The sequence below is a fragment of the Paraburkholderia dioscoreae genome (assembly GCF_902459535.1).
GTDB lineage: Bacteria > Pseudomonadota > Gammaproteobacteria > Burkholderiales > Burkholderiaceae > Paraburkholderia > Paraburkholderia dioscoreae.
The window spans coordinates 2708863-2730971 of the sequence record NZ_LR699553.1 but is presented as its reverse complement, the minus strand read 5'-3'; the positions used below and the strand labels follow the sequence as shown (position 1 = coordinate 2730971).

The window sequence follows — 22109 nt, the reverse complement described above, 5'->3', positions numbered from 1 at the left end:
TCAGATCGGCGTGCCTCACACGTCGACGCTGTGTGCAACCGGCGTGCGGATCGCGCAGGTTTATTGGGTAGAATTCTCTCACACTGCAATTGCCCACTGATCAACAAGACCTCTATGACGACTGGCTCGCGAAGGGTTCCAACGCCTCGTGCACTTCAGTGCAGCGTGATTCACAGACCCTCGCGCGCCGGCTGCGCGCTCGTGCCGCGTTCATGGCGCTCCCTCTGCGCGGCCATGATGTGCGGCGTGCTGGCGGTGGCCGGGTTGCTCGTGGCGCCGAGGGCGCAGGCGGTCCATGCGATCGCGCAATACGGCGACCCGAAATATCCGGCGAATTTCAAGCACTTCGACTACGTCAACCCGGACGCACCGAAGGGCGGCACGCTGGTGCTGGCCAATCCGAGCCGCCTCACGAGCTTCGATAAATTCAATCCGTTCACACTGCGCGGCAATACGGCGCCCGGTGTGGACCTGCTGTTCGAAAGCCTCACCACCGGCAGCAGCGACGAAGTGGCGTCCGCCTACGGGCTGCTCGCCGACGACATCAGCATCGCGCCGGACGGCTTGTCCGTCACCTTCCACATCAATCCGCGCGCGCGCTTTTCGAACGGCGAGCCGGTCACCGCCGACGACGTCAAGTTTTCGCTCGATACGCTGAAGAGCCCGCAGGCCGCGCCGCAATTCGCATCGATCTTCGGCGAGATCACGCGCGCGGTGGTCGTCGATTCGCAGACGATCCGCTTCGAGTTTCGCCAGCGCAATCGCGAGTTGCCGTTACTTGCGGGCGGTATGCCGGTGTTCTCGCGCAAGTGGGGGATGAAGCCGGACGGCAGCCGGATTCGGTTCGACCAGCTCGCGTTCGAAAAGCCGATCAGCAGCGGTCCCTATCTGATCGAGCAGTACGACAACGGCCGAACGATCACGTACCGGCGCGACCCGAATTACTGGGGCGCGGCGCTGCCGGTGCGTGTCGGCACGAATAACTTCGATCATATTGTCTACAAGCTGTATTCGGACAGCACGGCGCGTCTGGAAGCGTTCAAAGCGGGCGAGTACGACGTACTGGTCGAGTATGTCGCGCGCAATTGGGTTCGGCGTGACGTTGGCAAGAAGTTCGATAACGGCGAGCTGATCAAACAGGTGTTTCCGCAACATAACGGCACCGGCATGCAGGGCTTCATGCTCAACACGCGGCGGCCTTTGTTTCAGGACGTGCGCGTGCGCAAGGCGCTCGATCTCGCGCTCGACTTTCAGTGGCTCAACCGCCAGTTGTTCTTCAATCAGTACACGCGTATCGACAGTTTCTTCGCCAATACCGATCTGCAGGCGAAGGGGTTGCCGTCGCCAGGCGAGCTGGCGTTACTCGAACCGTGGCGCGCGAAGCTCGACCCGGCGGTGTTCGGTCCGCCGCCGAAGCAGCCGGACACCGATCCGCCCGGCTCGCTGCGCGCCAATCTGTTGCAGGCGCGCGCGCTATTGCAGCAGGCCGGCTGGACCTATCGCGACGGCGCGTTGCGTAATGCCAAAGGCGAGCCGTTCCGCTTCGAGATTCTGGACGACTCCGGCTCGTCCGCGCAGATGGAGCCGATCGTCGCGACCTTCATCCGCAATCTGCAGAAGCTCGGCATCGAAGCCACGTTTCGCGTGTCGGATTTCGCGGTCTATCAGAAGCGTCTGGACAGCTTCGATTTCGACACCACGACGATCCGGATGCCGGACGTGCAGGTGCCCGGTTCGGAGCAGATCGAGCGCTTCGGCAGCAAGGCCGCGGATACGCAAGGCTCCGACAACATGATCGGGCTGAAGTCGCCCGCGGTCGATGCCATTCTGAGCGCGCTCGTGCATGCGCAGACCCGCGAGCAACTGATCGATGCCACCCACGCGCTCGACCGCGTGCTGATGCATGGCTACTATGTCGTGCCGCATTGGTACAGCGCGACGCACCGGGTGGCGTTCAAGCGCGGCCTCGCGTGGCCAAAAACATTGCCCCTGTACTATTCAGCAGAAGGCTGGATCACGTCGACGTGGTGGTTCGCGCAGCCGCAAGCCCAGGCCCAGCCGCGCTAACGCGTCATTCATTCATCGCCTTCGCACCGGAACCGCCGCTATGTGGAGCTACATCCTCAAACGCCTGCTGCTCATGATCCCGACCCTGCTCGGCGTGCTGACGCTGACTTTCGCCGTGATCCAGTTCGTCCCCGGCGGCCCGGTCGAGCAGATGCAGCACGAATTGCGCAAAGGCGCGGAGAACGGTGCGCCGTTCGGTTTGCGCGCGCATAGCGGCGTCGACGCGCAGCAGATCGCGCAACTGAAGGCGCTCTACGGCTTCGACAAACCGCCGCTCGAGCGCTATGTGCTGATGCTCAAGCGCTTCTCCACTTTCGATCTCGGCCAGAGCTATTTCCGCCATCAAAGCGTGTGGTCGCTGATCGTCTCCAAGCTGCCGGTGTCGATCAGCATCGGCTTATGGACGTTCTTTCTGACGTATCTGATATCGGTGCCGCTCGGCATTGCCAAGGCGATCCGCAACGGCTCGCGCTTCGACGTCGCAACGAGCCTCGTGGTGCTGATCGGCTACGCGATTCCGGGCTTTGTGCTGGGCGTGTTGCTGCTCGTGCTGTTTGGTGGCGGCACGTTCCTGCAACTGTTTCCGCTGCGCAATCTCACGTCGGACAACTGGGCTCAATTGAGTGTCGCCGGCAAGGTGCTCGACTATCTGTGGCATATCGCGTTGCCGATCACGGCCTCGGTCGTGGGCAGTTTCGCGGTGGTCACCATGCTGACGAAAAACGCTTTTCTCGACGAGATCCGCAAACAATACGTGCTGACCGCGCGCGCCAAAGGTCTGTCCGAAAAGCGCGTGCTATGGAAGCACGTGTTCCGCAATGCGCTGTTGCCGCTGATCGTCGGGTTTCCGGCCGCGTTCATCGGCGCGTTCTTTACCGGCAGTCTGCTGATCGAAACGCTGTTTTCGCTCGACGGGCTCGGGCTGCTGTCGTATGAATCGGTGGTGCGGCGCGACTATCCGGTCGTGCTCGGCACGCTGTATCTGTTCACGCTGATCGGTCTTGCAACCAAGCTGATTTCCGATCTTTGCTATGTGTGGGTCGATCCCCGCATCCAATTCGAACAACTGGAGCGCTGATGAATCGAGCCCGTCTTTCCGCCGATGCGTCGGCGCGCGCCGAAACCGCGCGCGCGTTCGTCTCGCCTTCGCCTGCGCGCCGTGTCTGGCAGCGCTTTCGCCAGCAGCGCCTGGGCTACTGGAGTCTGATCGTATTCGTGGTGGCGTTCGCGGCGAGTCTGGCTGGTCCGCTGTGGTCGAACGACAAGCCGCTCGTGGTGCGCTATGAGGGCAACCTGTATTTCCCGATGTTCAAGACCTACGCGGAAACCACGTTCGGCGGCGATTTCCCGACGCCGGCCGATTATCTCGATCCGTATGTCAAGCAGCGCTTCGACGCGCCGGGCAATTTCGCGCTGTATCCGCCGAATCGCTACTACTACGACACGCTGAACTACTTTTCGAAGGCGCCGAACCCGGCCCCGCCGTCGCGCGACAACTGGCTCGGCACCGACGACCGTGGCCGCGACCTGTTCGCGCGTTTGCTGTACGGCTTCCGGGTGTCGGTGGAATTCGGGCTGGTGCTGACGCTGATCGGCACGATACTCGGAATTGCGGCGGGCGCCGTGCAGGGTTATTTCGGAGGACGTATCGATATCATCGGGCAGCGTTTGATCGAAATATGGAGCGCGATGCCCGAGCTTTATCTGCTGATCATCTTTTCGTCGATCTTCGAGCCGGGCTTCATTCTGCTGATCGTGCTGCTCTCGCTGTTCGGCTGGATCGGCCTGTCCGACTATGTGCGCGCGGAGTTTCTGCGCAATCGCCACCAGGATTATGTGCGCGCGGCACGTGCGATGGGGCTGTCGAACTGGCAGATCATGTGGCGGCATGTGCTGCCCAATAGCTTGACGCCGGTCATCACCTTCCTGCCGTTTCGCATGAGCGGCGCCATTCTCGCGCTGACGAGCCTCGACTTTCTCGGTCTGGGCGTACCGTCGCCGACGCCGAGCCTCGGTGAACTGCTCGCGCAAGGCAAGGCGAATCTCGACGCGTGGTGGATTTCACTGTCTACCTTCGGCGTACTGGTAGCGATGTTGCTGCTGCTGACCTTCATGGGCGATGCGTTGCGCAACGCGCTCGACACACGCATCTCCGATGCCATGCGCGCCGGAGGCAATCAATGAGCGCCGGCTTGCAGAACAACGCACCGCAGGCCGCGACGCCGCTGCTCGAGCTGGAGCATCTGCACGTGCGCTTTGGCGACACGGTCGCGGTGAAGGACGTCACGCTCGCGATCCAGCGGGGCGAGCGGGTGGCGCTGGTCGGCGAATCGGGGTCGGGCAAAAGCGTGACCGCGCTGTCGATCCTGCGCCTGCTGAGCGACGCGCAGGTGAGCGGCTCGATCCGTTTCGACGGCGAAGACCTGCTTGCCAAAAGCGAGCGCGAAATGCGCGGCATGCGCGGCTCCGATATCGCGATGATCTTTCAGGAGCCGATGACCGCACTCAATCCGCTCTATACGGTCGGCGACCAGATCGCGGAAACCATCGTCGTGCATGATGGCGTAAGCGCGCACGAGGCGCGCAAACGCGCGGTGGCGCTGCTGGGGCGCACCGGCATTGCCGAACCGGGCAAGCGCGTGAACAGCTATCCGCATCAGCTTTCCGGCGGCCAGCGTCAGCGCGCGATGATCGCAATGGCGCTGGCGTGCCGTCCGCGTCTGCTGCTGGCCGACGAGCCGACCACCGCGCTCGACGTCACGATTCGCGCACAGATTGTCGAACTGCTGCTCGAATTGCAACGCGACGAAGCGGAAAAGCGCGGCATGGCGGTTCTGCTGATCACGCACGATCTGAATCTGGTGCGCCACTTCGCGCAACGCATCGCGGTGATGGAGAAGGGCGTTCTGGTGGAAAGCGGGCCCGTCGAGCAGGTCTTCGGGGCGCCGCAGCACCCATACACGCAGCGTCTGCTGGCGAGCCGCCCGGAACGCACGGTTGTGCCGGTGCTGCCGATTGCGCCGGTGGTGCTCGAAGGGCGCGACATCTCGGTCGATTTCAAAACGAAGCTGCCGGGCTTCAGCGGCTGGTTTCGCTCGGGGCGGTTTCGCGCGGTCGCGGACGCCAATGTGTCCGTGCGGCAGGGTGAAACGCTTGGGATCGTCGGCGAATCGGGTTCGGGCAAATCGACGCTGGCGATGGCGTTGCTCGGTCTGCAGCGCACCGTGCACGGCGAGATCGAGTTTCAGGGCAGGCCGCTCGGCAGCTATCGCGGCGCCGAACAGACCGCCTTGCGCTCGAATATGCAGGTCGTCTTTCAGGATCCGTTCAGTTCGCTGTCGCCGCGCCAGACCATCGAACGCATAGTGGGCGAAGGGCTTGCGCTGCACCGGCCGGCCATGACGCCGCAAGCGCGGCGCGACAAGGTGATCGCGGTACTGCGCGAAGTCGGCCTCGACCGCACGGTGCTGCAACGCTATCCGCACGAATTTTCCGGCGGCCAGCGTCAGCGGATCGCCATTGCGCGCGCGCTGGTGCTGGAGCCGCGCATTCTGATCCTCGACGAACCGACCAGCGCGCTCGACGTTTCCATTCAGCAGCAGGTGTTGAAACTGCTCACCGGGTTGCAGCAGAAGTACAACCTGGGCTTCGTTTTCATCAGTCACGATCTGGCTGTTATCGGGGCGATGGCGCATCGTGTCGCGGTCATGCAAAACGGTTCGATCGTGGAAACGGGGGGCGTTGAGGAAATTTTTGCGAGACCCGCGCACCCCTACACTCGAAAGCTGCTGAAAGCAGCTCTTGACCATTGATTTTTCACCCTTTCACCAATTGGGTGCGTGTCTCGATTGATTTTTTCTATTTGTTTTGACACGTGAATACTTACTGGCTAGTATCGACCAAACTTTTTCCGTAGCTCCCTGATTCTTAGGCAAAAAATACCGACCAATGCAGCACAGAAACCTAACCCAGGCTGGTACGCGCGTCGTCGCCGGGATGTTCATTGGCGTCTTGATGGCAGCAACTCCCGGCGCGTTCGCCGACGAAGTAAGCAGTTTCAATCAGAATGCCTCATATTCGACCCTCAGCGGGTCGAATTCTTTGCCCACTTCCAATTCGCAAACCACCGCGCCGGAAAGCGACAGCGGCGCCAAATCGTTTCTTTCCGGCATGGCCGGAAAAGCGGGCGACGTGGTGGTCGGCGCGCTGAACATGATCGGCGTGCGCTACCGCTGGGGCGGCAATACACCGGATTCCGGGCTCGATTGCAGCGGCTTCGTGCGCTACGTGTTCCAGGACACGCTCGGTATGGCGCTGCCGCGCCGCGCCGAGGAAATGAGCCGCGTCGGCGAGAAGGTTCGCGTGAGCGACCTGAAGCCGGGCGATCTGGTGTTCTTCAACACCATGCGCCGCACGTTCTCGCACGTTGGCATCTATATCGGCGACAACAAGTTCGTGCATTCGCCTTCCACGGGCAGCACGATCCGTGTCGACGACATGGATAGCGGCTACTGGGAAAAGCGCTTTACCGGCGCGCGCCGGATCGAGACGTCCTATCAGGACGGCCAGGATCTGCGCAAGCGCGTGAACGCGGCGATCGGCGGCAATCAGTAAGGGATAGTGTGGCCCGGTCTGTGGCCCATTCCGCGGCGGTTCCGGCGTAAAAAAGCCTGCTTCGTTCGAAGCAGGCTTTTTGCATTTGAGCGGCCAACGAGCCGCTTCGCAGAGCGCTTCAGGTCCGCTACGTCGCTACGCGACTCGCTGCCAGCTTGCGCTGCAACTCCGGCATCATCTTCGCCACCGCTTCTTCGCCGGCCAGAATCGCGGCGTTGCGCTGGGAGAAATCGCTGCCGCTCATGGCGGCCAGATTCGGCCGGATCACGACGTCGGCGTACTTGTCGAGTTCATAGGCCTTGATCGTCTGGCCCATGATCGTGAAGGTTTGCATCAGCACGTCGAACGAGCTGGCCGTCAGGCCGCTTTCCGGGCGCTGCGAGATATCCACGGCGATCACGAAATCCGCGCCCATCTTGCGTGCGAACGACGCCGGCACCGGGCTCACCAGCCCGCCGTCCACATACTCGTGTCCGCCGATCTTCACCGGCTCGAAAATCGACGGCACGCTGCACGACGCACGCACCGCGACGCCGGTATTGCCGCGCTGGAACAGGATCGGCTGGCCGGTTTTCAGGTCGGTCGCGACCACGCCGAGCGGCTTGGCCATTTTCTCGATCGGACGGTTGTTGAGCGTCGTGTTCAGGTAGTTCTGCAACGCGACGCCTTGCAGGAAGCCGCGCGTGCGAAACGGCATGGCCCAGTCGCTGATCGATGCTTCGTCCATGCTCAAGGCGAGCTTGTTGAGCGCGAAGCCGTTCATGCCCGACGCGTACAACGCACCGACCACCGAACCCGCACTGGTGCCGGCCACCAGGTCGATCTGGATATTGCGCGCCTCGAGCCCCTTGATCACGCCGATGTGCGCGAAGCCGCGCGCGGCGCCGCCGCCCAGCGCGAGCGCGACGCGCAGCGGCCGCTGTGGCTTGTCGAGTGGTGGCGTGTTGGTGGTGGGCGTGGCGGCAACGGGCGTGCTATCGGTTTTGCCGCCGGTGGTGGTGCAGGCGGCCAGCACCGCGGAGGCGGCGGCCAATGAAAAGTTGCGGCGGGCGAGGCGAGGCGATGAGGGTTTCAACGAGTTCTCCAGCAACGGCGCGGGCAACGCAATCGGCGTCACCCTTGCCGCGATCAGGCAGATAGTCAGACGACAGGATCGCCGGCGGCGATACCAAGGCGCTGTGGATTGAACTCCGGCCGCAGCGCGCGCACATCATAAATCAAAGCCAGGTGCGCGCGGCGGCGCGGTAATGAAACGTTGCAGAGGAAACGCTCGGGCGCTGCGCGACGCGGCACGCGGGCCGCATTGGCCGTTCGGACGAGGGCAGGCAACCCGCTTGCGGAAGGTATAATTCGCCTCTCGCATTTATTTCCTTCGTGTCCATGCGCGGCGCCTGCCTGCCGCACGGGCGCGGTCCGCTGCCACGCTTCACGGGCTGCTTCACGGGCTATGTCCCACCCAGGCGCCGGCGCCTGTCTTCCGAGTAACCGCTAATGACCACCTCTGTTCGCACCCGTTTCGCACCGAGTCCCACCGGCTTCATCCACCTCGGCAACATTCGCTCCGCGCTTTACCCGTGGGCGTTCGCGCGCAAGATGAACGGGATCTTCGTGCTGCGGATCGAGGACACCGACGTCGAGCGCTCCACAACTGAATCCGTCGACGCCATTCTCGAAGGCATGGCGTGGCTCGGCCTCGATTTCGACGAAGGTCCGTTCTACCAGATGCAGCGCATGGACCGTTACCGCGAAGTGCTCAAGCAGATGCAGGACGCGGGGCTGGTGTACCCGTGCTACATGTCGACGGAAGAACTGGACGCGCTGCGCGAACGCCAGCGCGAAGCCGGCGAAAAGCCGCGCTATGACGGCACGTGGCGCCCGGAGCCGGGCAAGGTGCTGCCGGAGCCGCCCGCGGGCGTGCAGCCGGTGCTGCGCTTCCGTAACCCGCTCAACGGCGTGGTGGCATGGGACGACGCCGTGAAGGGCCGCATCGAGATTTCGAACGAGGAACTCGACGACCTCGTGATCGCGCGGCCGGACGGCACGCCGACCTACAACTTCTGCGTGGTGGTCGACGATCTGGATATGCGTATCACGCACGTGATTCGCGGCGACGATCACGTCAACAACACGCCGCGGCAGATCAACATTCTGCGCGCGCTCGGCGGCGAGCCGCCGGTCTACGCACACTTGCCGACCGTGCTGAACGAGCAGGGCGAGAAGATGAGCAAGCGCCACGGCGCGATGAGCGTGATGGGTTATCGCGACGCCGGTTACCTGCCGGAGGCGGTGGTCAACTATCTGGCGCGTCTGGGCTGGTCGCATGGCGACGCGGAAATCTTCTCGCGTGAACAGTTCGTCGAGTGGTTCGATCTGGAGCATCTGGGCAAGTCCCCGGCCCAATACGACCACGACAAGCTGAACTGGCTGAATGCGCACTACATCAAGGAAGCCGACAACGCGCGCCTCGCGGAGTTGGCGCGCCCCTTCTTCGCTGCGCTCGGTATCGACGAAGCCACGCTTGCCCAGGGCGCCGATCTGACAGCCGTGGTGGGCTTGCTGAAGGATCGCGCATCGACGGTAAAGGAAATCGCAGAGAATGCCGCGATGTTCTATCGTGCGCCGGCGCCGGACGCCGAGTCCCTCGCGCAGCACGTGACCGACGCGGTGCGTCCGGCGCTCGCCGATCTGGCCGCCGCGCTCAAGACAGTAGAGTGGACCAAGGAGGCAATCGCGGCGGCATTGAAGGGCACGCTCGGCACGCACAAGTTGAAGATGCCGCAGCTTGCCATGCCGGTGCGTCTGCTGGTGGCGGGCACCACGCACACGCCGTCGATCGATAGCGTTCTGATGCTGTTCGGGCGTGATGTCGTGGTGAGCCGTATCGAAAAAGCGCTGGCCTGAGCGCGTTTGCATGCGACTTGCGAAAAAAGTCGCATGCAATTGCTCAAAGGGTATTTACAAAGCGAAAATTGGCCTCTAAAATCTCGTTTCTGTTCTGCAAGGGGGTATAGCTCAGCTGGGAGAGCGCTTGCATGGCATGCAAGAGGTCAGCGGTTCGATCCCGCTTACCTCCACCATCAGAGCAGAATGAAGTCGTCCCGAAGTCTGGGGCTTGTAGCAAAAAAGACTTCACAAACAGTTGTAACGTAGTTAAAATAGCGGTCTTCGCAGTTGACGAAACGAAATAACTGACAAGTTAGCGTAAGTTGGCAGCGAGTTAAAGACAGATCTGAAAAGATTATGTCCCCTTCGTCTAGAGGCCTAGGACATCACCCTTTCACGGTGAGTACAGGGGTTCGAATCCCCTAGGGGACGCCAAACATCAGCGTCGCTTTAGTGTTCCGAGTTCAACTCGGTGGGCAGTAAAGTGGCGCAGCTTGCAGAGAAATAACCGACGCTCGCAAGCTAGGGTGTAAAGACTGGAGTGGTAGTTCAGTCGGTTAGAATACCGGCCTGTCACGCCGGGGGTCGCGGGTTCGAGTCCCGTCCACTCCGCCAGACAAAGCCCGTTCATCCAAACTTGAACGGGCTTTTTCATTAAAGGTATAAGCAGTACGTTGTCCCCTTCGTCTAGAGGCCTAGGACATCACCCTTTCACGGTGAGTACAGGGGTTCGAATCCCCTAGGGGACGCCAGAGCATCTGGCGTCGTTCGGTTGGAAGTATGAGCGATGCAGTGTGACGCAGTGATAAATGAGCCAGCCTCATAAGCTGCGGCGCAAAAAATCTGGAGCGGTAGTTCAGTTGGTTAGAATACCGGCCTGTCACGCCGGGGGTCGCGGGTTCGAGTCCCGTCCGCTCCGCCAGATTTGAGAAAGCCCACTTCGAAAGAAGTGGGCTTTTTTTATTTCGCTATCCATTGCGCCTGGGTATGCTCGGGACAAACAGCCATTGCCAGCGCGCGCGGCCTGTTTTACCGTTGATCCGACTCATCTCCGTCGCTCCGCCATGTTCGATCCAACCGAAGCTGCGTTACCGTTTCATCTGCGCAAAGCCAGCATGGACGATTTCGAGTTCGCCGAGGCGCTGACTCGCAACAATATGGGCGGTTACTATCGCCGCCACCATCTCGTCTGGCGCGGCGATCTGTTTCTCGGCAGTTGGCGCGAGTCGGAGAATTTCATTCTCGAGGTGGACGGCACGCCGATCGGCGTGTTGCGCATCACGCAAGAGGGCGACTCGCTGCATATTCGCGACGTGCAGATTGCCGAAGGCCATCGCCGGCTCGGCGCCGGCACGTATCTGCTCGATGTCTCGCATCAATGGGCGCGCGAGCGTGGGTTGCGCGAGTTGCAGTTGCGTGTGTTCGTCGACAATCCCGCCGCACGGCTCTATCAGCGCAAAGGCTATAAGCTGACCGGGCCGCGTCTGGCGCAACTCGGCGCGATCCGTCATCTGGCGCGACGCGTCTGAGGCGGACGCTCAGCGCCCGGCATCCTCCTCGGCGTCCTCGGCATCCGCGCGGTCCTGCGCCGCCGTCTCGTTGTCCGTCTCCATGTCGCCACGCTCCCCATGTTCCACGCGATGTTCGGAGCCACGCTCGATGAACGCGCGCGGACTTTCGCCGAACGCGCGCCGGAACATCGCGGAGAAAGCGCTCTGACTCTGATAGCCCAGTTCCAGCGCGACATGCGAGAGCGGCCTTCCCTGGCTCAACAGCGGAATCGCGCGCGCCAGAATCGCCTGCTGGCGCCATTGCGAAAAACTCACGCCCAACTCCTGACGGAACAGCCGCGCAATCGTGCGCGTGCTTGCGCCTACGCTGGACGCCCATTGTTCGAGCGACTCGCCATGCGTCGGGTCCGCGATGACCGCTTCGCACAGCGCGCGCAGGCGCTTTTCGTTGGGCATTGGCACCGAGAGCGGCAGTGGCTCGGATCGTGTCAATTCGTCGAGTGCGAGCGCGCCGAGCAACTGCTCGCGCGTGGCCGAGATGCCGGGTGTGTCGAGCGCGGCGATCACTTCACGCAGCAGATCCGAGACTTCGACCACGCGCGGCGTGTCGAGCCCGGCCGGCACGGTACTTTCGGTGATGTACAGCGTGCGCAGGAACGCGTCTTCGACAGCGACCACTTCGTGCGTCACGTGCGGCGGTACCCAGATTGCGCGCGACGGCGGCACCATCCACGTCGTGCCGGTCGTCGCCACTCGCAGCACGCCGCGCGACGCATAGGCCACCTGCGCCCACGCATGCGTGTGACGCGCAATGCGCCAGCCCGAGGGCATCTGCCGGGAACGCACGCGGATGGGATGCGCATCGGTCGGCTGGAACTCGGGAGGAGTGTCGGCGAAGCGTACGAAGCTCGACAGGTCTGAGTCGACGGACGAAGTCATGGTGAAGATCGATCCCGATAACGGAACGCGAGAAGAGCGGACCCGGAAAGTAGTCTCAAGGCTCCGCCATGCAAAACCCGCTACGGCAAACCGCCGCGGGCTTCTCATTGTAGGTGTTGCGTGGCACCCGGCGTTGCATAATGTGTCGATGCCCAGACCCGAGGAGAACTCCATGAGCTTTGCAACCGCGGACTTGTGCGACGCGCACGAGGACCAACTGGCGCTCGGCACGTTGCGCGTGCTCGATCCCGTTTTTCACCTGTTCAGCCGTGCCGAGTGTTTCAGCGGCGAAGCGGTGACGCTGAAGGTATTCGAAGACAACGCACTCGTGCGCGCCACGCTCGAAGAGAAGGGCGCGGGCCGTGTGCTGGTGGTCGATGGCGGCGGCAGCCTGCGCTGCGCGCTGGTGGGCGGCAACCTTGCACAGATTGCGCAACAGAACGGTTGGGCGGGCATCGTCCTGAACGGCTGTGTGCGCGACACGCTGGAGCTCAATGAAGTGAACGTCGGCATTGCAGCTTTGGCAACCTGCCCGCGGCGCGGCCAGAAACTCGGCACCGGCGAGCGCGGCGTGGCGGTGCAGTTGCCCGGCGCGCTAGTGCGTCCCGGTGAATGGATCTACGTGGATAGCGACGGCGTGCTCGTGGCGAGCGCGGCATTGAAGTGAACAGAGCTGAGCTCGACCGCAGCCAGGACGCAGATTCGAACAGAAGCACAAGTCACCCGAACCCCCTTCAAGGAGAGCAAACGACGATGCAGACCGTCTTTGTATACGGCACATTGCGCGCCGGTGAAGTGAACGACATCAGCGAAGCGGCGGCGCGCAACGAGATCGCCGCGCCCAATCTGCTGGGCACGGCCACGGTGCGCGGCCACCTGTTCGATTTCGGCTCGTACCCGGGTCTCGTCGTCGACGAAGCCGGTGTCGATGTGATCGGCGACGTCTATGAGATCGACGACGAACTGGTCGCGGTGCTCGACGAAATCGAGGCGGTTTATCCAGGCGTCGAGGATCGTTTCCTCGCGCGCGAGGTGATGGTGAAAGTCGACGGCAATGTCGTGAACTGCCGCTTTTATCCCGTTGCGCCGAATGCGGTGAAGGGCTTGCCGGAAATCAGATCGGGCGACTGGGTCGAGCATCGCAGCTCGCGCTGACTGAACGCGTCACGCGTGCATAAAAAACGGCCCGGCAGGCATGCGCCTGTCGGGCCGCCCGGTCGGTCAGCCTTGCGACTCAAGCCGCTTTCGCGCCGCGTGCGCTGCACGAATAAGCACGCGAAATGACACGCGAAAGCGGACTTGCTACTGCGTCGTCCGTCACTCCTGCACCTGATGCCACCAAGGCGCTCGAGGTCCGACGCCGGCCTCAGATCTCCTCGTACAGCGGCAACGTCAGGAAGTCGGTGAACTGCTCCGACGTCGACATTGCCTCGAAGATCTGCGCGGCGCGCTCATACGGTTTCGTATCGCCGCCCACGGCCTGCTTCACCTTGTCGAGTTCCTGCACCGACAACGCGCGCACCAGCTCGGCCGTGACCTTGCGGCCGTCATCGAGCTTGCCCTTCGGCGAGCGAATCCATTGCCACACCTGCGAGCGCGAGATTTCCGCGGTGGCGGCATCTTCCATCAGGTTGTGGATCGGCACGCAGCCGTTGCCCGTGAGCCACGCTCCCAGGTAATGAATGCCGACGTTGATGTTGTTGCGCAGACCGTTCTCGGTGATCGGCGTTTCAGGACGGAAGTCCAGCAGGTCGGTTGCCGTGACGAGCACGTCGTCGCGTTGCTTGCCGATCTGGTTCGGCTTGTCGCCGAGCACCTTGACGAACTCTTCCATTGCGATCGGCACGAGGCCCGGGTGGGCGACCCAACCGCCGTCGTAGCCGTCGCCGGCGTCGCGCGCCTTGTCCGAGCGCACGCCGGTCATTGCCTTGTCGTTCGCGGCCGGATCGTTCTTGATCGGAATCAGCGCGCTCATGCCGCCGATCGCCGGCGCACTGCGGCGATGGCAGGTCTTCAGCAACAGCAGCGCGTAGGCCCGCATGAACGGCGAGGTCATGGTGATCTGCGAGCGGTCGGCCAGACAGAAGTCGCGGTCGGACTTGAACTTCTTGATCGCCGAGAAGATGTAATCCCAGCGGCCGGCGTTCAGGCCCGAGCTGTGTTCGCGCAGTTCGTACAGGATCTCGTCCATCTCGAACGCGGCGAGGATCGTTTCGATCAGCACCGTCGCGCGAATCGTGCCGCGCGGCACGCCGACCGCTTCCTGCGCGGCCACGAAGATGTCGTTCCACAGGCGCGCTTCGAGATGGCTTTCCATCTTCGGCAGATAGAAGTACGGGCCCGAGCCGCGCGCGACCAGTTCCTTCGCGTTGTGCACCATGAAGAGCGCGAAGTCGAAGATGCCGCCCGACACACGCTTGCCGTCCACCTTCACGTGCTTCTCGTCCAGATGCCAGCCGCGCGGACGCACGATCAGCGTGGCGATCTTGTCGTTCAGCGTGTACGACTTGCCGTTCTGTTCCAGCGAAATCGTGCGGCGCACTGCGTCCTTCAGATTGATATGGCCGGTGATCTGGTTATCCCAGCTCGGCGCATTCGAATCTTCGAAGTCGGTCATGTACGAATCCGCGCCCGAATTCAGCGCGTTGATGATCATCTTGCGCTCGACCGGTCCGGTGATTTCCACGCGACGGCACTGCAAGTCCTGCGGCAGCGGTGCGATTTTCCAGTCGCCTTCACGCACGCTTTTCGTTTCGGCGAGGAAGTCGGGACGCTCGCCGGCGTCGAGGCGCTTCGTGCGTTCCGCGCGTGCCTGCAACAACTGCTGACGGCGCGGTTCGAAAGTGCGGTGCAGCGCGGCGACAAGTTCGAGCGCTTCGCGCGTGAGAATCGTGTCATAGCCCGGCTTGATTTCAGCCGTGATTTCCATGCCTTGCGGCAACTGCAACGATGCATGCGATGACTGCGGGTTCGCCATGTTTTCTCCTTGGTCGGTCAGATTGCAAAGATACAAATGTTGAAATGCGGGTGATGCACGTCGCGCAGTCCAGTGGTAGCCGTCACGCGCCAGGGCTGTGGCGTGGGCGGCCGCCGCCGGCGCCGCTGCTGCGGCCGGGCGATGCCAGGGTTTTCAGAAAAGCGGGCAGATCGGTCATGCCTGCGCCCGCGCCGTGCGGCGTGACGCCCAGTTCTTCGGCTGGTGCGTTTTGCCGGTTGAGCCAGAAAGTGGTGAAGCCGAACCACGTCGCGCCCGCCACGTCCCAGCCATTCGACGACACGAAGACGATCTCGCGCGGTTCCACGCCGAAGGCTTGGGTGCCGAGTGCATAAGCGGCGGGTGAGGGTTTGTAGGCGCGCACGGCGTCGACGGATAACACGTGGTCGAACAGGCCCGTCATGCCGGCGCTCTTCACGGCGATGTCGAGCATTTGCGGATTGCCGTTCGAGAGAATCGCGAGGCGCAGGCGCGAGGTGGATTCGCCGCTTGCGGGCGCCGCTGCCGTGGAGGACACGTCGTGCAACAGGCGCAGTGCGGGCACGGCGTCGGGGAAGGCGGACAGGCACGCATATTCGTCCATCAGACGTTTTTCGGCGCTGCGGCCTAGCGTGAGTTGAAGTTTTTTCGCGGCGAAGCGCAACGCGTCGAGCGTGATGTCCCAGAACGGCCGGTAGTGCGCGCCGGGTGTGCCCACCGGAGCGGCGAGCGTGCGCAACTGCGTGTATTCGATCTGTTTCTGCCGCCACAACTGCGAGAGCGCGTCACCGTTGCCGGGGAATAGCTGCTCCGCGGCAGCGATCACCGAATGCACGTCGAAGAGCGTGCCGTACGCGTCGAAAATCACTGCTTTGGGGGAGAGTGTCGTTGTGGCCGACATTGCCGTGCACTCCTGTCAGAGGTCAGGACGGATTGTATTAGTGATGCTTCATGCTAAAAAAGAGGCTAAACATCACTTGATCTTTTACTTTCATGCACCTAATCTGACGCGCACCATCCACCTTCCCGCGCGGTCTTTCAAGGTCATTTGCCTTGGGACGGCGCGGCTCCAATCGCTTATGGACCGTTTCAAGCAGATCGAGACTTTCGTGACCGTCGCAGCCAAAGGCAGCCTGTCCGCTGCGGCCTCGGCCGAAGGCGTGGCGCCGGCCATCATCGGGCGACGCATCGACGCGCTCGAAGAGCGTCTCGGCGTCAAATTGCTGGTGCGCACCACACGCAAGCTCACACTGACCTTCGAAGGCTCGGCCTTTCTCGAGGACTGCCAGCGCATCATTCACGAGATGCAGAACGCGGAAGCCAGCGTGTCGGCGGGCGGCGTCAAGGCGAGCGGCCATCTGCGGCTCTCCGCGCCCGCGGGCTTCGGACGGCGGCACGTTGCGCCGCTGGTGCCGGCGTTCACGGTCGCGCATCCGGACGTGTCGATCACGCTCGACCTGTCCGACCGGCTCGTCGATCTGGTCAACGAGGGTTTCGACTGCGCCGTGCGTCTCGGCGAATTGCCGGATTCGTCGCTGGTGTCGCTCAAGCTCGGCGAGAACCGCCGGGTCTGCGTCGCGTCGCCGACGTATCTGAGCCGGCGCGCCGCGCCGCACAGTCTCGCCGACCTTGCGCATCACAACTGTCTCGCGCTCGGCGCGAGCGCCAACCAGCAGCGCGGCTGGATGTTCCAGCAGGACGACAAGGTGGTCTCGATCAAGGTGTCCGGCACGATGGAATGCTCGGACGGCGCGGTGCTGCACGACTGGTGCCTCGAAGGCTACGGTCTCGCGTGGCGCTCGTGGTGGGAGGTCGGTACGGACATCGCGGCCGGGCGGCTCGTCAGCGTGCTCGACGAATTCGCCGCGCCTCCCATCGGCATTCATGCGGTGTTTCCGCAGCGTCGCCATCTGCCGCTGCGAGTGAGACTGTTTCTGGACTTTCTCAAGCATACCTATGGACATCCCGGCTACTGGGGCTGACGTCGGCCGGCGCCGCGCGACCTTGCCCGGCGATCGCGCCGCCGCGAACGAGGGGTTTCCGATATGCGGACAGACCCTCGGCAGATCCATAGGCCCGATTCCGCGACCTACAATCGATTGAAGCGGCTTGTACGCCGAGCCTCGTTGGACGCTGACGCCGCGCTGCGCGCAGCCGGCGACGGAGGACATCATGTTCAGGCACATTCTGGTTCCGACCGACGGTTCAGACCTGTCACGCAAAGCAATCGACGGCGCCATCGATCTCGCGCAAGCCGTCAACGCGCGCGTGACCGCTTATGCATGTCTGCCGCAATACCCGTACTCGCCGTTCTCCGACGTGGTGGTCGAGCCGCCCTCCGAATTCCTGCTGCGCAGCGAACGCGAAGCGCGTGTGCATCTGCGTGAAGTGGAAACGGCGGCGCGCCGTGTCGGCGTTCCGGTCCATAGCCGGACCAGCGTGCACCCGGCGCCGTATCTCGGCATTATCGAAGCGGCGGAGCAGGGTGGCTGCGACGTGATCTTCATGGCGTCGCACGGGCGCCGCGGTCTGGGCAGCCTGCTGATCGGCAGCGAAACGCAGCGGGTGCTCACGCATACGAAGATTCCAGTGATCGTGTATCGCTGAATTGAAGCCGACAAAATTGGAGCCGATAAGAAAACGCGCCGGCGGTGAGGCCGGCGCGCGCCGTGTTCGCCGCACAATTCGTTGCGCTGGCTTTGTCTCTGCTGCTGTCTCTCCCAGATTCCAGCCGTCGGCGCTGATCGACTCATGCGCCGACGGCTTGCTCCTCCCTGTGACGGCGCCTTTCTGACGAAGGCTGCTGGTCCGTCTGTCTGCCTTGTTGCCCTTTGTTGCTTCGTTCAGACCGCGGGGTTGCTTACGCGACCCGCTTGTCGAAGAACTGTTCGTCTTCCGTCGAGCCGTGCAGTGCGGTCGTCGATGCTTCGCGTTCGACCGTTTGCGTCACGGCGTCGAAGTAGCCGGTGCCGACTTCGCGCTGGTGCTTGACCGCGGTGAAGCCCTTTTCGGCCGCAGCGAATTCAGCCTGCTGCATTTCGACGAAGGCGGTCATCTGGTTGCGGGCATAACCGTGCGCGAGGTTGAACATCGAGTAGTTCAGCGCGTGGAAGCCTGCCAGCGTGATGAACTGGAACTTGTAGCCCATCGCACCGAGTTCGCGCTGGAACTTGGCGATCGTTGCATCGTCGAGATTCTTCTTCCAGTTGAACGACGGCGAGCAGTTGTACGACAGCAGTTGATCCGGATATTCCTTGTGGATCGCGTCGGCGAATTTCTTCGCGAACTCGAGGTCCGGCTTGCCGGTTTCGCACCAGATCATGTCGGCGTACGGCGCGTAGGCGAGGCCACGCGAGATCGCCTGTTCGAGACCCGGCTTCGTGCGGTAGAAGCCTTCCACCGTGCGCTCGCCGGTCAGGAACGGCTTGTCGTTTTCGTCGATGTCCGAGGTGATCAGGTCGGCGGCTTCCGCATCGGTACGAGCCAGCAGCACGGTCGGCACGCCCGAGACGTCGGCGGCCAGACGCGCGGCGGTCAGCTTGGCGATGTTTTCGCGAGTCGGCACGAGCACCTTGCCGCCCATGTGGCCGCACTTCTTCACCGAGGCGAGCTGGTCTTCGAAGTGCACGCCGGCAGCGCCCGCTTCGATCATCGCCTTCATCAGTTCGAACGCGTTCAGCACGCCGCCGAAGCCGGCTTCCGCGTCCGCCACGATCGGCGCGAAGTAGTCGATATAGCCTTCGTCGCCCGGGTTCTTGCCTTCCGACCACTGAATCTGGTCAGCGCGCGTCAGCGTGTTGTTGATGCGCTTCACGACGAGCGGCACCGAGTTCGCCGGATACAGCGACTGGTCCGGGTACATTTCACCCGCCACGTTCGCGTCGCCGGCGACTTGCCAGCCCGACAGATAGATCGCCTTGAGACCGGCCTTGACCTGTTGCATGGCCTGATTGCCGGTCAGCGCGCCAAGCGAGTTGACGAACGGCTCGTTGTTCACGCTTTCCCACAGCTTTTGCGCACCGCGCTTGGCGAGCGTGTGCTCGACCTGCACCGAACCGCGCAGGCGGATCACGTCTTCCGCCGTGTAGCTGCGCTTCACGCCTTTCCAGCGCGGATCCGTTTCCCATTGCTGCTGAAGTTGTTTGGCTTGTTCTTGACGGGACATGATTTGCTCCTTGGTTGCCTGTAATGAATAAGTAACTCTGTCGACCAGAGTGGGCGCTTCAACGCTCACTCTGGTTCCATGCAAACTTGCGGTCTTCGTCGACGCGGTCGGCCTGATTGGGTGTTCCGTTTCGTGAAGTCTTATATAAGAGTCTAGGCAAATCGAGGGGCACACAACAGTCGCTAAGAGATGTTTTTTGAATATTTATTCTTATTTATAATCAGTGACTTATAGTGTGCGTTTCACATCAAGAAACGACTTTTCCCATCTTGCAATAGGTCGTCTTGTGCCGTGCAGCACGATTTTTTACGACGCAAAAAAATTTTCCACATCGTGAAATTTGTCAGGGCGACCGGCGAAAAAAAACCGGCGCGTAAGCACCGGTTTCTTCCTGCCGACGAACAGCGCGAAGCTGTTCGGGTAATGTTTCAAGCCCACTGAGTACTTGCTGGGCACTGCAACGGCCCGAAAGCCTGAAGCAGCGTGCGCCCACAGTCCAGTACTTAGCTGCCGCGACGCGCCGTACGCGGGCCGTCGCTACGGCGAGCGCCGTAGCCGCCATCGCGCGAACCGCCGCCGAAGCCGCCTTCACGCGAACCGCCGCCGGCCGACTTGCCGGCCCAGCCGCCGCCGTTGCCGCTGCCGCTGCGCGAAGCGCCGCCGTTGCCGGCCGGCTTGCCCGAGCCGCTACCGAAGCGACGGCCACCGCCGTTGCCACCGCCCGGACGGCCGCGGCCGCCAAAGCCAGGACGGCCGTTACCCGACGGAGCCGACTTGCGCGGCTCGAAGCCTTCGACCACATTGACCGCCAGCGGGGCGCGCACGAAGCGCTCGATGCGCTTCAACGCGCCCTGTTCCGCGTGATGCACGAGGCTCACCGCGATACCCGAGCGGCCGGCACGACCGGTACGGCCGATGCGGTGCACGTAGTCTTCGGCGAACTTCGGCAGGTCGTAGTTGAACACGTGCGTGATGCCGGGGATGTCGATGCCGCGAGCGGCGACGTCCGTCGCCACCAGCACGCGCACGCGGCGCTCGCGCAGCGCGCGGATCGTGCGGTTACGCGCGCCCTGCGGCAAATCGCCATGCAAGGCGGCCGATTCGAAACCGGCGTCGGCCAAACGGCCGGCCAACTGGTCGGCGTCCATCTTGGTTGCCGTGAAGACGATTGCCTGGTCGAGGCCTTCGTCACGCAGCAGATGGTCGAGCAGACGATCCTTGTGATCGCGGTCGTCGACGTAATGGACGGTTTGCGCGATATTGGTGCGCTGTTCCAGACGCTGAACGATCTCGATACGCTCCGGATCCTTCAGCAGACGACCGGTCAGCGAAGTGATCTTGCCGTCGAGCGTGGCCGAGAACAGCATGGTTTGACGCGTAGCCGGCGTAGCGGCAACGATCGTTTCGATGTCTTCGATAAAGCCCATGTCGAGCATGCGGTCGGCTTCGTCGAGCACGAGGATCTGCAGTTGCGACAGATCGATGCGGCCGCGTTCCAGGTGGTCGATCAGACGGCCCGGCGTGGCAACCAGGATTTCCGGGTTCTTCGCGAGCAGCATCAATTGCTGGCCGTACGCGACGCCGCCGAGAATGCTGACGGTGCGCAGACGCTTCAGGTGCTTGCCGTAGGTGGCGGCGGCGGTGGTGACCTGCATGGCGAGTTCGCGGGTCGGCGTCAGAACCAGCATGGTCGGACGGGCAACCGGCTGCGGACGGCGCGTGCGGGCGCCGTCGGCCGGGCGCGGCTCACGCGGCTGGCCGGCTTGCGCCTTTTGCAGTTGCGAGAAACGCTCGATGGCGGGCAGCATGAAAGCGGCGGTCTTGCCCGAACCGGTCGGGCTCGAGACCATCAGGTCGCGGCCGGCGATACCGGCGGGAATCGCGCGTTGCTGAACCGGCGTGGGGTTCTGATAGCCAGCGGCGGTCAGCGCGGAGACGACGTCCGCGGACAGACCGAGCGACGCGAACGACGGGCCGGCCGGTGCCGCGGCTTCGGCGACGACGGCTTCCGGAGCGGCAGCGACGGCTGCGGCTTGGGCGGGTGCTGCGTCACTGCTTGCGAGACCGAGTGCCTGGTCGGCGATGGCGTTCAACGGGCTGCTGGGGGTATTGCTCGAAGTCATGAGAATCCTTGGTAAATCCTTGGTACACACGGAATTAAAACGTCGGCGCCAATCGGCATACCCAAGTCGTCGGATTCAGCGAGCAAAGAAGCAGCGAGCAAATCGAAAAACGGGGGCAGCTCGCGACAATGAAGGCGAGCTTTTCGTTAGAAGCTGTATCGGATGCGACATGCCAACACGGCGTGCCGCCAGCCTGGGACATGATCGCCCGTAGGGGGCTAGGCAGGAGGGGACAGGTTCTAAACTGGATTGGAGCTAAACGCTACGAGGCGCTGCGCCGCAAAGGCCGCTAGGAGAAAGCCGGGCAAAGCAGTGAAGCGCAGGCAGCATTGTATAGGGTTTTGCTGCACCGCGCCACTGTTAGGAAGTTTCCTGGCAGAAAAATTGCAACGGCGGCCGGCTGAAGGGCGGTCCGATCGCCGATCGGGCCGCCAGTTACCGCTTCGGAGCCGCTTCAGGCCGACGCGCCGCTCTTTAGCGATTCGACCAGGTCGACGTATTGCTGCTTCGCGGCGTCCTGCGCGGTGCCTTTGAGCGCGGCCCACGCGTCGTACTTGTATTTGCCGACGATGTCGGTGAAACCCGGCTTGTCGCCCTGAACATCGCCTTCGCTAGCCTGCTTGAAGAGGGCGTACAGACGCAGCAGCGTGAGATTGCCCGGGCGTTCCGGCAGTTGTTTCACATCTTCCTGAGCCTGGGCGAACTGGGTATTGATGTCGGTCATTTTGGTTTGCCCGCTGGGCGGGGTCGGGGTTGAGGTCGGCTGACGATCATAACAACTGCATGCCGCCGCGGGGCTGAGGGCTTATTCCAAACACCGGCTGCAGGGCTTG

General features: G+C 62.7%; 18 protein-coding genes and 5 tRNA genes. 16 read left to right on the top strand and 7 right to left on the bottom strand.

Annotated features, from left to right (window positions below):
• The first annotated feature begins 234 nt into the window (after positions 1-234).
• From PDMSB3_RS12175 to PDMSB3_RS12155, 5 genes are all read left to right on the top strand, one after another.
• Entirely contained in the window at positions 235-2067 is a 1833-nt protein-coding gene (locus PDMSB3_RS12175; protein ID WP_197740252.1) for an extracellular solute-binding protein, read from the top strand.
• Between the two features lie 40 nt (positions 2068-2107).
• A complete protein-coding gene (locus PDMSB3_RS12170) occupies positions 2108-3145 on the top strand; it encodes a microcin C ABC transporter permease YejB (protein WP_007181386.1) in 1038 nt (345 codons plus the stop codon).
• Positions 3145-4251, top strand: a complete 1107-nt coding sequence (locus PDMSB3_RS12165; RefSeq protein ID WP_007181387.1) for an ABC transporter permease — start codon at positions 3145-3147, stop codon at positions 4249-4251. Before PDMSB3_RS12170 ends, PDMSB3_RS12165 begins: the two co-directional genes overlap by 1 nt.
• On the top strand, positions 4248-5879 hold the full coding sequence (locus tag PDMSB3_RS12160) for an ABC transporter ATP-binding protein (protein ID WP_007181388.1): 1632 nt from the start codon (positions 4248-4250) through the stop codon (positions 5877-5879). The genes PDMSB3_RS12165 and PDMSB3_RS12160 overlap by 4 nt, the downstream gene beginning before the upstream one ends.
• 136 nt (positions 5880-6015) lie before the next feature.
• Positions 6016-6681 (top strand): C40 family peptidase, encoded by a 666-nt coding sequence (locus PDMSB3_RS12155; RefSeq protein WP_007181389.1) that lies wholly within the window; start codon positions 6016-6018, stop codon positions 6679-6681.
• Positions 6682-6808: 127 nt separating this feature from the next.
• Here PDMSB3_RS12155 and PDMSB3_RS12150 read toward each other — a convergent pair whose 3' ends face one another.
• The gene (locus PDMSB3_RS12150) at positions 6809-7756 is read right to left on the bottom strand and encodes a patatin-like phospholipase family protein (protein WP_035518557.1); all 948 of its coding nucleotides are present in this window, start codon (positions 7754-7756) and stop codon (positions 6809-6811) included.
• Positions 7757-8172: 416 nt separating this feature from the next.
• On the opposite strand from PDMSB3_RS12150, the gene gltX reads away from it, so the two are divergent.
• The 7 genes from gltX to PDMSB3_RS12115 all read left to right on the top strand — a co-directional run bounded on the left by gltX (position 8173) and on the right by PDMSB3_RS12115 (position 11093).
• Positions 8173-9582, top strand: coding sequence for a glutamate--tRNA ligase (gltX, locus tag PDMSB3_RS12145; RefSeq protein WP_007181391.1), 1410 nt, complete (start codon positions 8173-8175; stop codon positions 9580-9582).
• 100 nt (positions 9583-9682) lie between these two features.
• Positions 9683-9758 (top strand) — tRNA-Ala (locus tag PDMSB3_RS12140).
• A 165-nt stretch (positions 9759-9923) separates the two neighbouring features.
• Positions 9924-9999, top strand: a tRNA-Glu gene (locus tag PDMSB3_RS12135).
• A gap of 103 nt (positions 10000-10102) precedes the next feature.
• A tRNA-Asp gene (locus PDMSB3_RS12130) sits at positions 10103-10179 on the top strand.
• Positions 10180-10240: 61 nt separating this feature from the next.
• Positions 10241-10316: transfer RNA gene (locus PDMSB3_RS12125), tRNA-Glu, on the top strand.
• Positions 10317-10409: 93 nt separating this feature from the next.
• Positions 10410-10486 (top strand) — tRNA-Asp (locus tag PDMSB3_RS12120).
• A 142-nt stretch (positions 10487-10628) separates the two neighbouring features.
• Complete coding sequence (locus PDMSB3_RS12115; RefSeq protein ID WP_007181392.1) at positions 10629-11093, top strand: GNAT family N-acetyltransferase; 465 nt, start codon at positions 10629-10631, stop codon at positions 11091-11093.
• Between the two features lie 9 nt (positions 11094-11102).
• Here PDMSB3_RS12115 and PDMSB3_RS12110 read toward each other — a convergent pair whose 3' ends face one another.
• Positions 11103-12014, bottom strand: a complete 912-nt coding sequence (locus PDMSB3_RS12110; RefSeq protein WP_007181393.1) for an AraC family transcriptional regulator — start codon at positions 12012-12014, stop codon at positions 11103-11105.
• Between the two features lie 172 nt (positions 12015-12186).
• Here PDMSB3_RS12110 and rraA point away from each other — a divergent pair, with 172 nt between their 5' ends.
• Both rraA and PDMSB3_RS12100 read left to right on the top strand, forming a co-directional pair.
• Positions 12187-12681 carry a ribonuclease E activity regulator RraA gene (gene rraA / locus PDMSB3_RS12105; RefSeq protein WP_007181394.1) on the top strand — a complete coding sequence of 165 codons (495 nt, stop codon included), beginning with the start codon at positions 12187-12189 and terminating at the stop codon, positions 12679-12681.
• An 86-nt stretch (positions 12682-12767) separates the two neighbouring features.
• On the top strand, positions 12768-13169 hold the full coding sequence (locus tag PDMSB3_RS12100) for a gamma-glutamylcyclotransferase family protein (RefSeq protein ID WP_007181395.1): 402 nt from the start codon (positions 12768-12770) through the stop codon (positions 13167-13169).
• A gap of 211 nt (positions 13170-13380) precedes the next feature.
• Here PDMSB3_RS12100 and aceB read toward each other — a convergent pair whose 3' ends face one another.
• Together aceB and PDMSB3_RS12090 are read right to left on the bottom strand one after the other, a co-directional pair.
• The gene (aceB, locus tag PDMSB3_RS12095; protein ID WP_007181396.1) at positions 13381-14991 is read right to left on the bottom strand and encodes a malate synthase A; all 1611 of its coding nucleotides are present in this window, start codon (positions 14989-14991) and stop codon (positions 13381-13383) included.
• Between the two features lie 82 nt (positions 14992-15073).
• Positions 15074-15889, bottom strand: coding sequence for a haloacid dehalogenase type II (locus tag PDMSB3_RS12090; RefSeq protein WP_007181397.1), 816 nt, complete (start codon positions 15887-15889; stop codon positions 15074-15076).
• A gap of 178 nt (positions 15890-16067) precedes the next feature.
• Between PDMSB3_RS12090 and PDMSB3_RS12085 the strand changes: the two genes are divergently transcribed.
• Together PDMSB3_RS12085 and PDMSB3_RS12080 are read left to right on the top strand one after the other, a co-directional pair.
• Positions 16068-16970, top strand: a complete 903-nt coding sequence (locus tag PDMSB3_RS12085) for a LysR family transcriptional regulator (RefSeq protein ID WP_035518035.1) — start codon at positions 16068-16070, stop codon at positions 16968-16970.
• A gap of 190 nt (positions 16971-17160) precedes the next feature.
• Positions 17161-17595, top strand: coding sequence for a universal stress protein (locus PDMSB3_RS12080; RefSeq protein WP_007181399.1), 435 nt, complete (start codon positions 17161-17163; stop codon positions 17593-17595).
• 253 nt (positions 17596-17848) lie between these two features.
• Here the strand turns inward: PDMSB3_RS12080 and aceA are convergent, their stop codons facing one another.
• From aceA to PDMSB3_RS12065, 3 genes are all read right to left on the bottom strand, one after another.
• Entirely contained in the window at positions 17849-19153 is a 1305-nt protein-coding gene (gene aceA, locus PDMSB3_RS12075) for an isocitrate lyase (RefSeq protein ID WP_007181400.1), read from the bottom strand.
• A gap of 503 nt (positions 19154-19656) precedes the next feature.
• The gene (locus tag PDMSB3_RS12070; RefSeq protein ID WP_007181401.1) at positions 19657-21276 is read right to left on the bottom strand and encodes a DEAD/DEAH box helicase; all 1620 of its coding nucleotides are present in this window, start codon (positions 21274-21276) and stop codon (positions 19657-19659) included.
• Between the two features lie 454 nt (positions 21277-21730).
• Entirely contained in the window at positions 21731-22000 is a 270-nt protein-coding gene (locus PDMSB3_RS12065; RefSeq protein WP_007181402.1) for an acyl-CoA-binding protein, read from the bottom strand.
• Positions 22001-22109 lie beyond the last annotated feature (109 nt).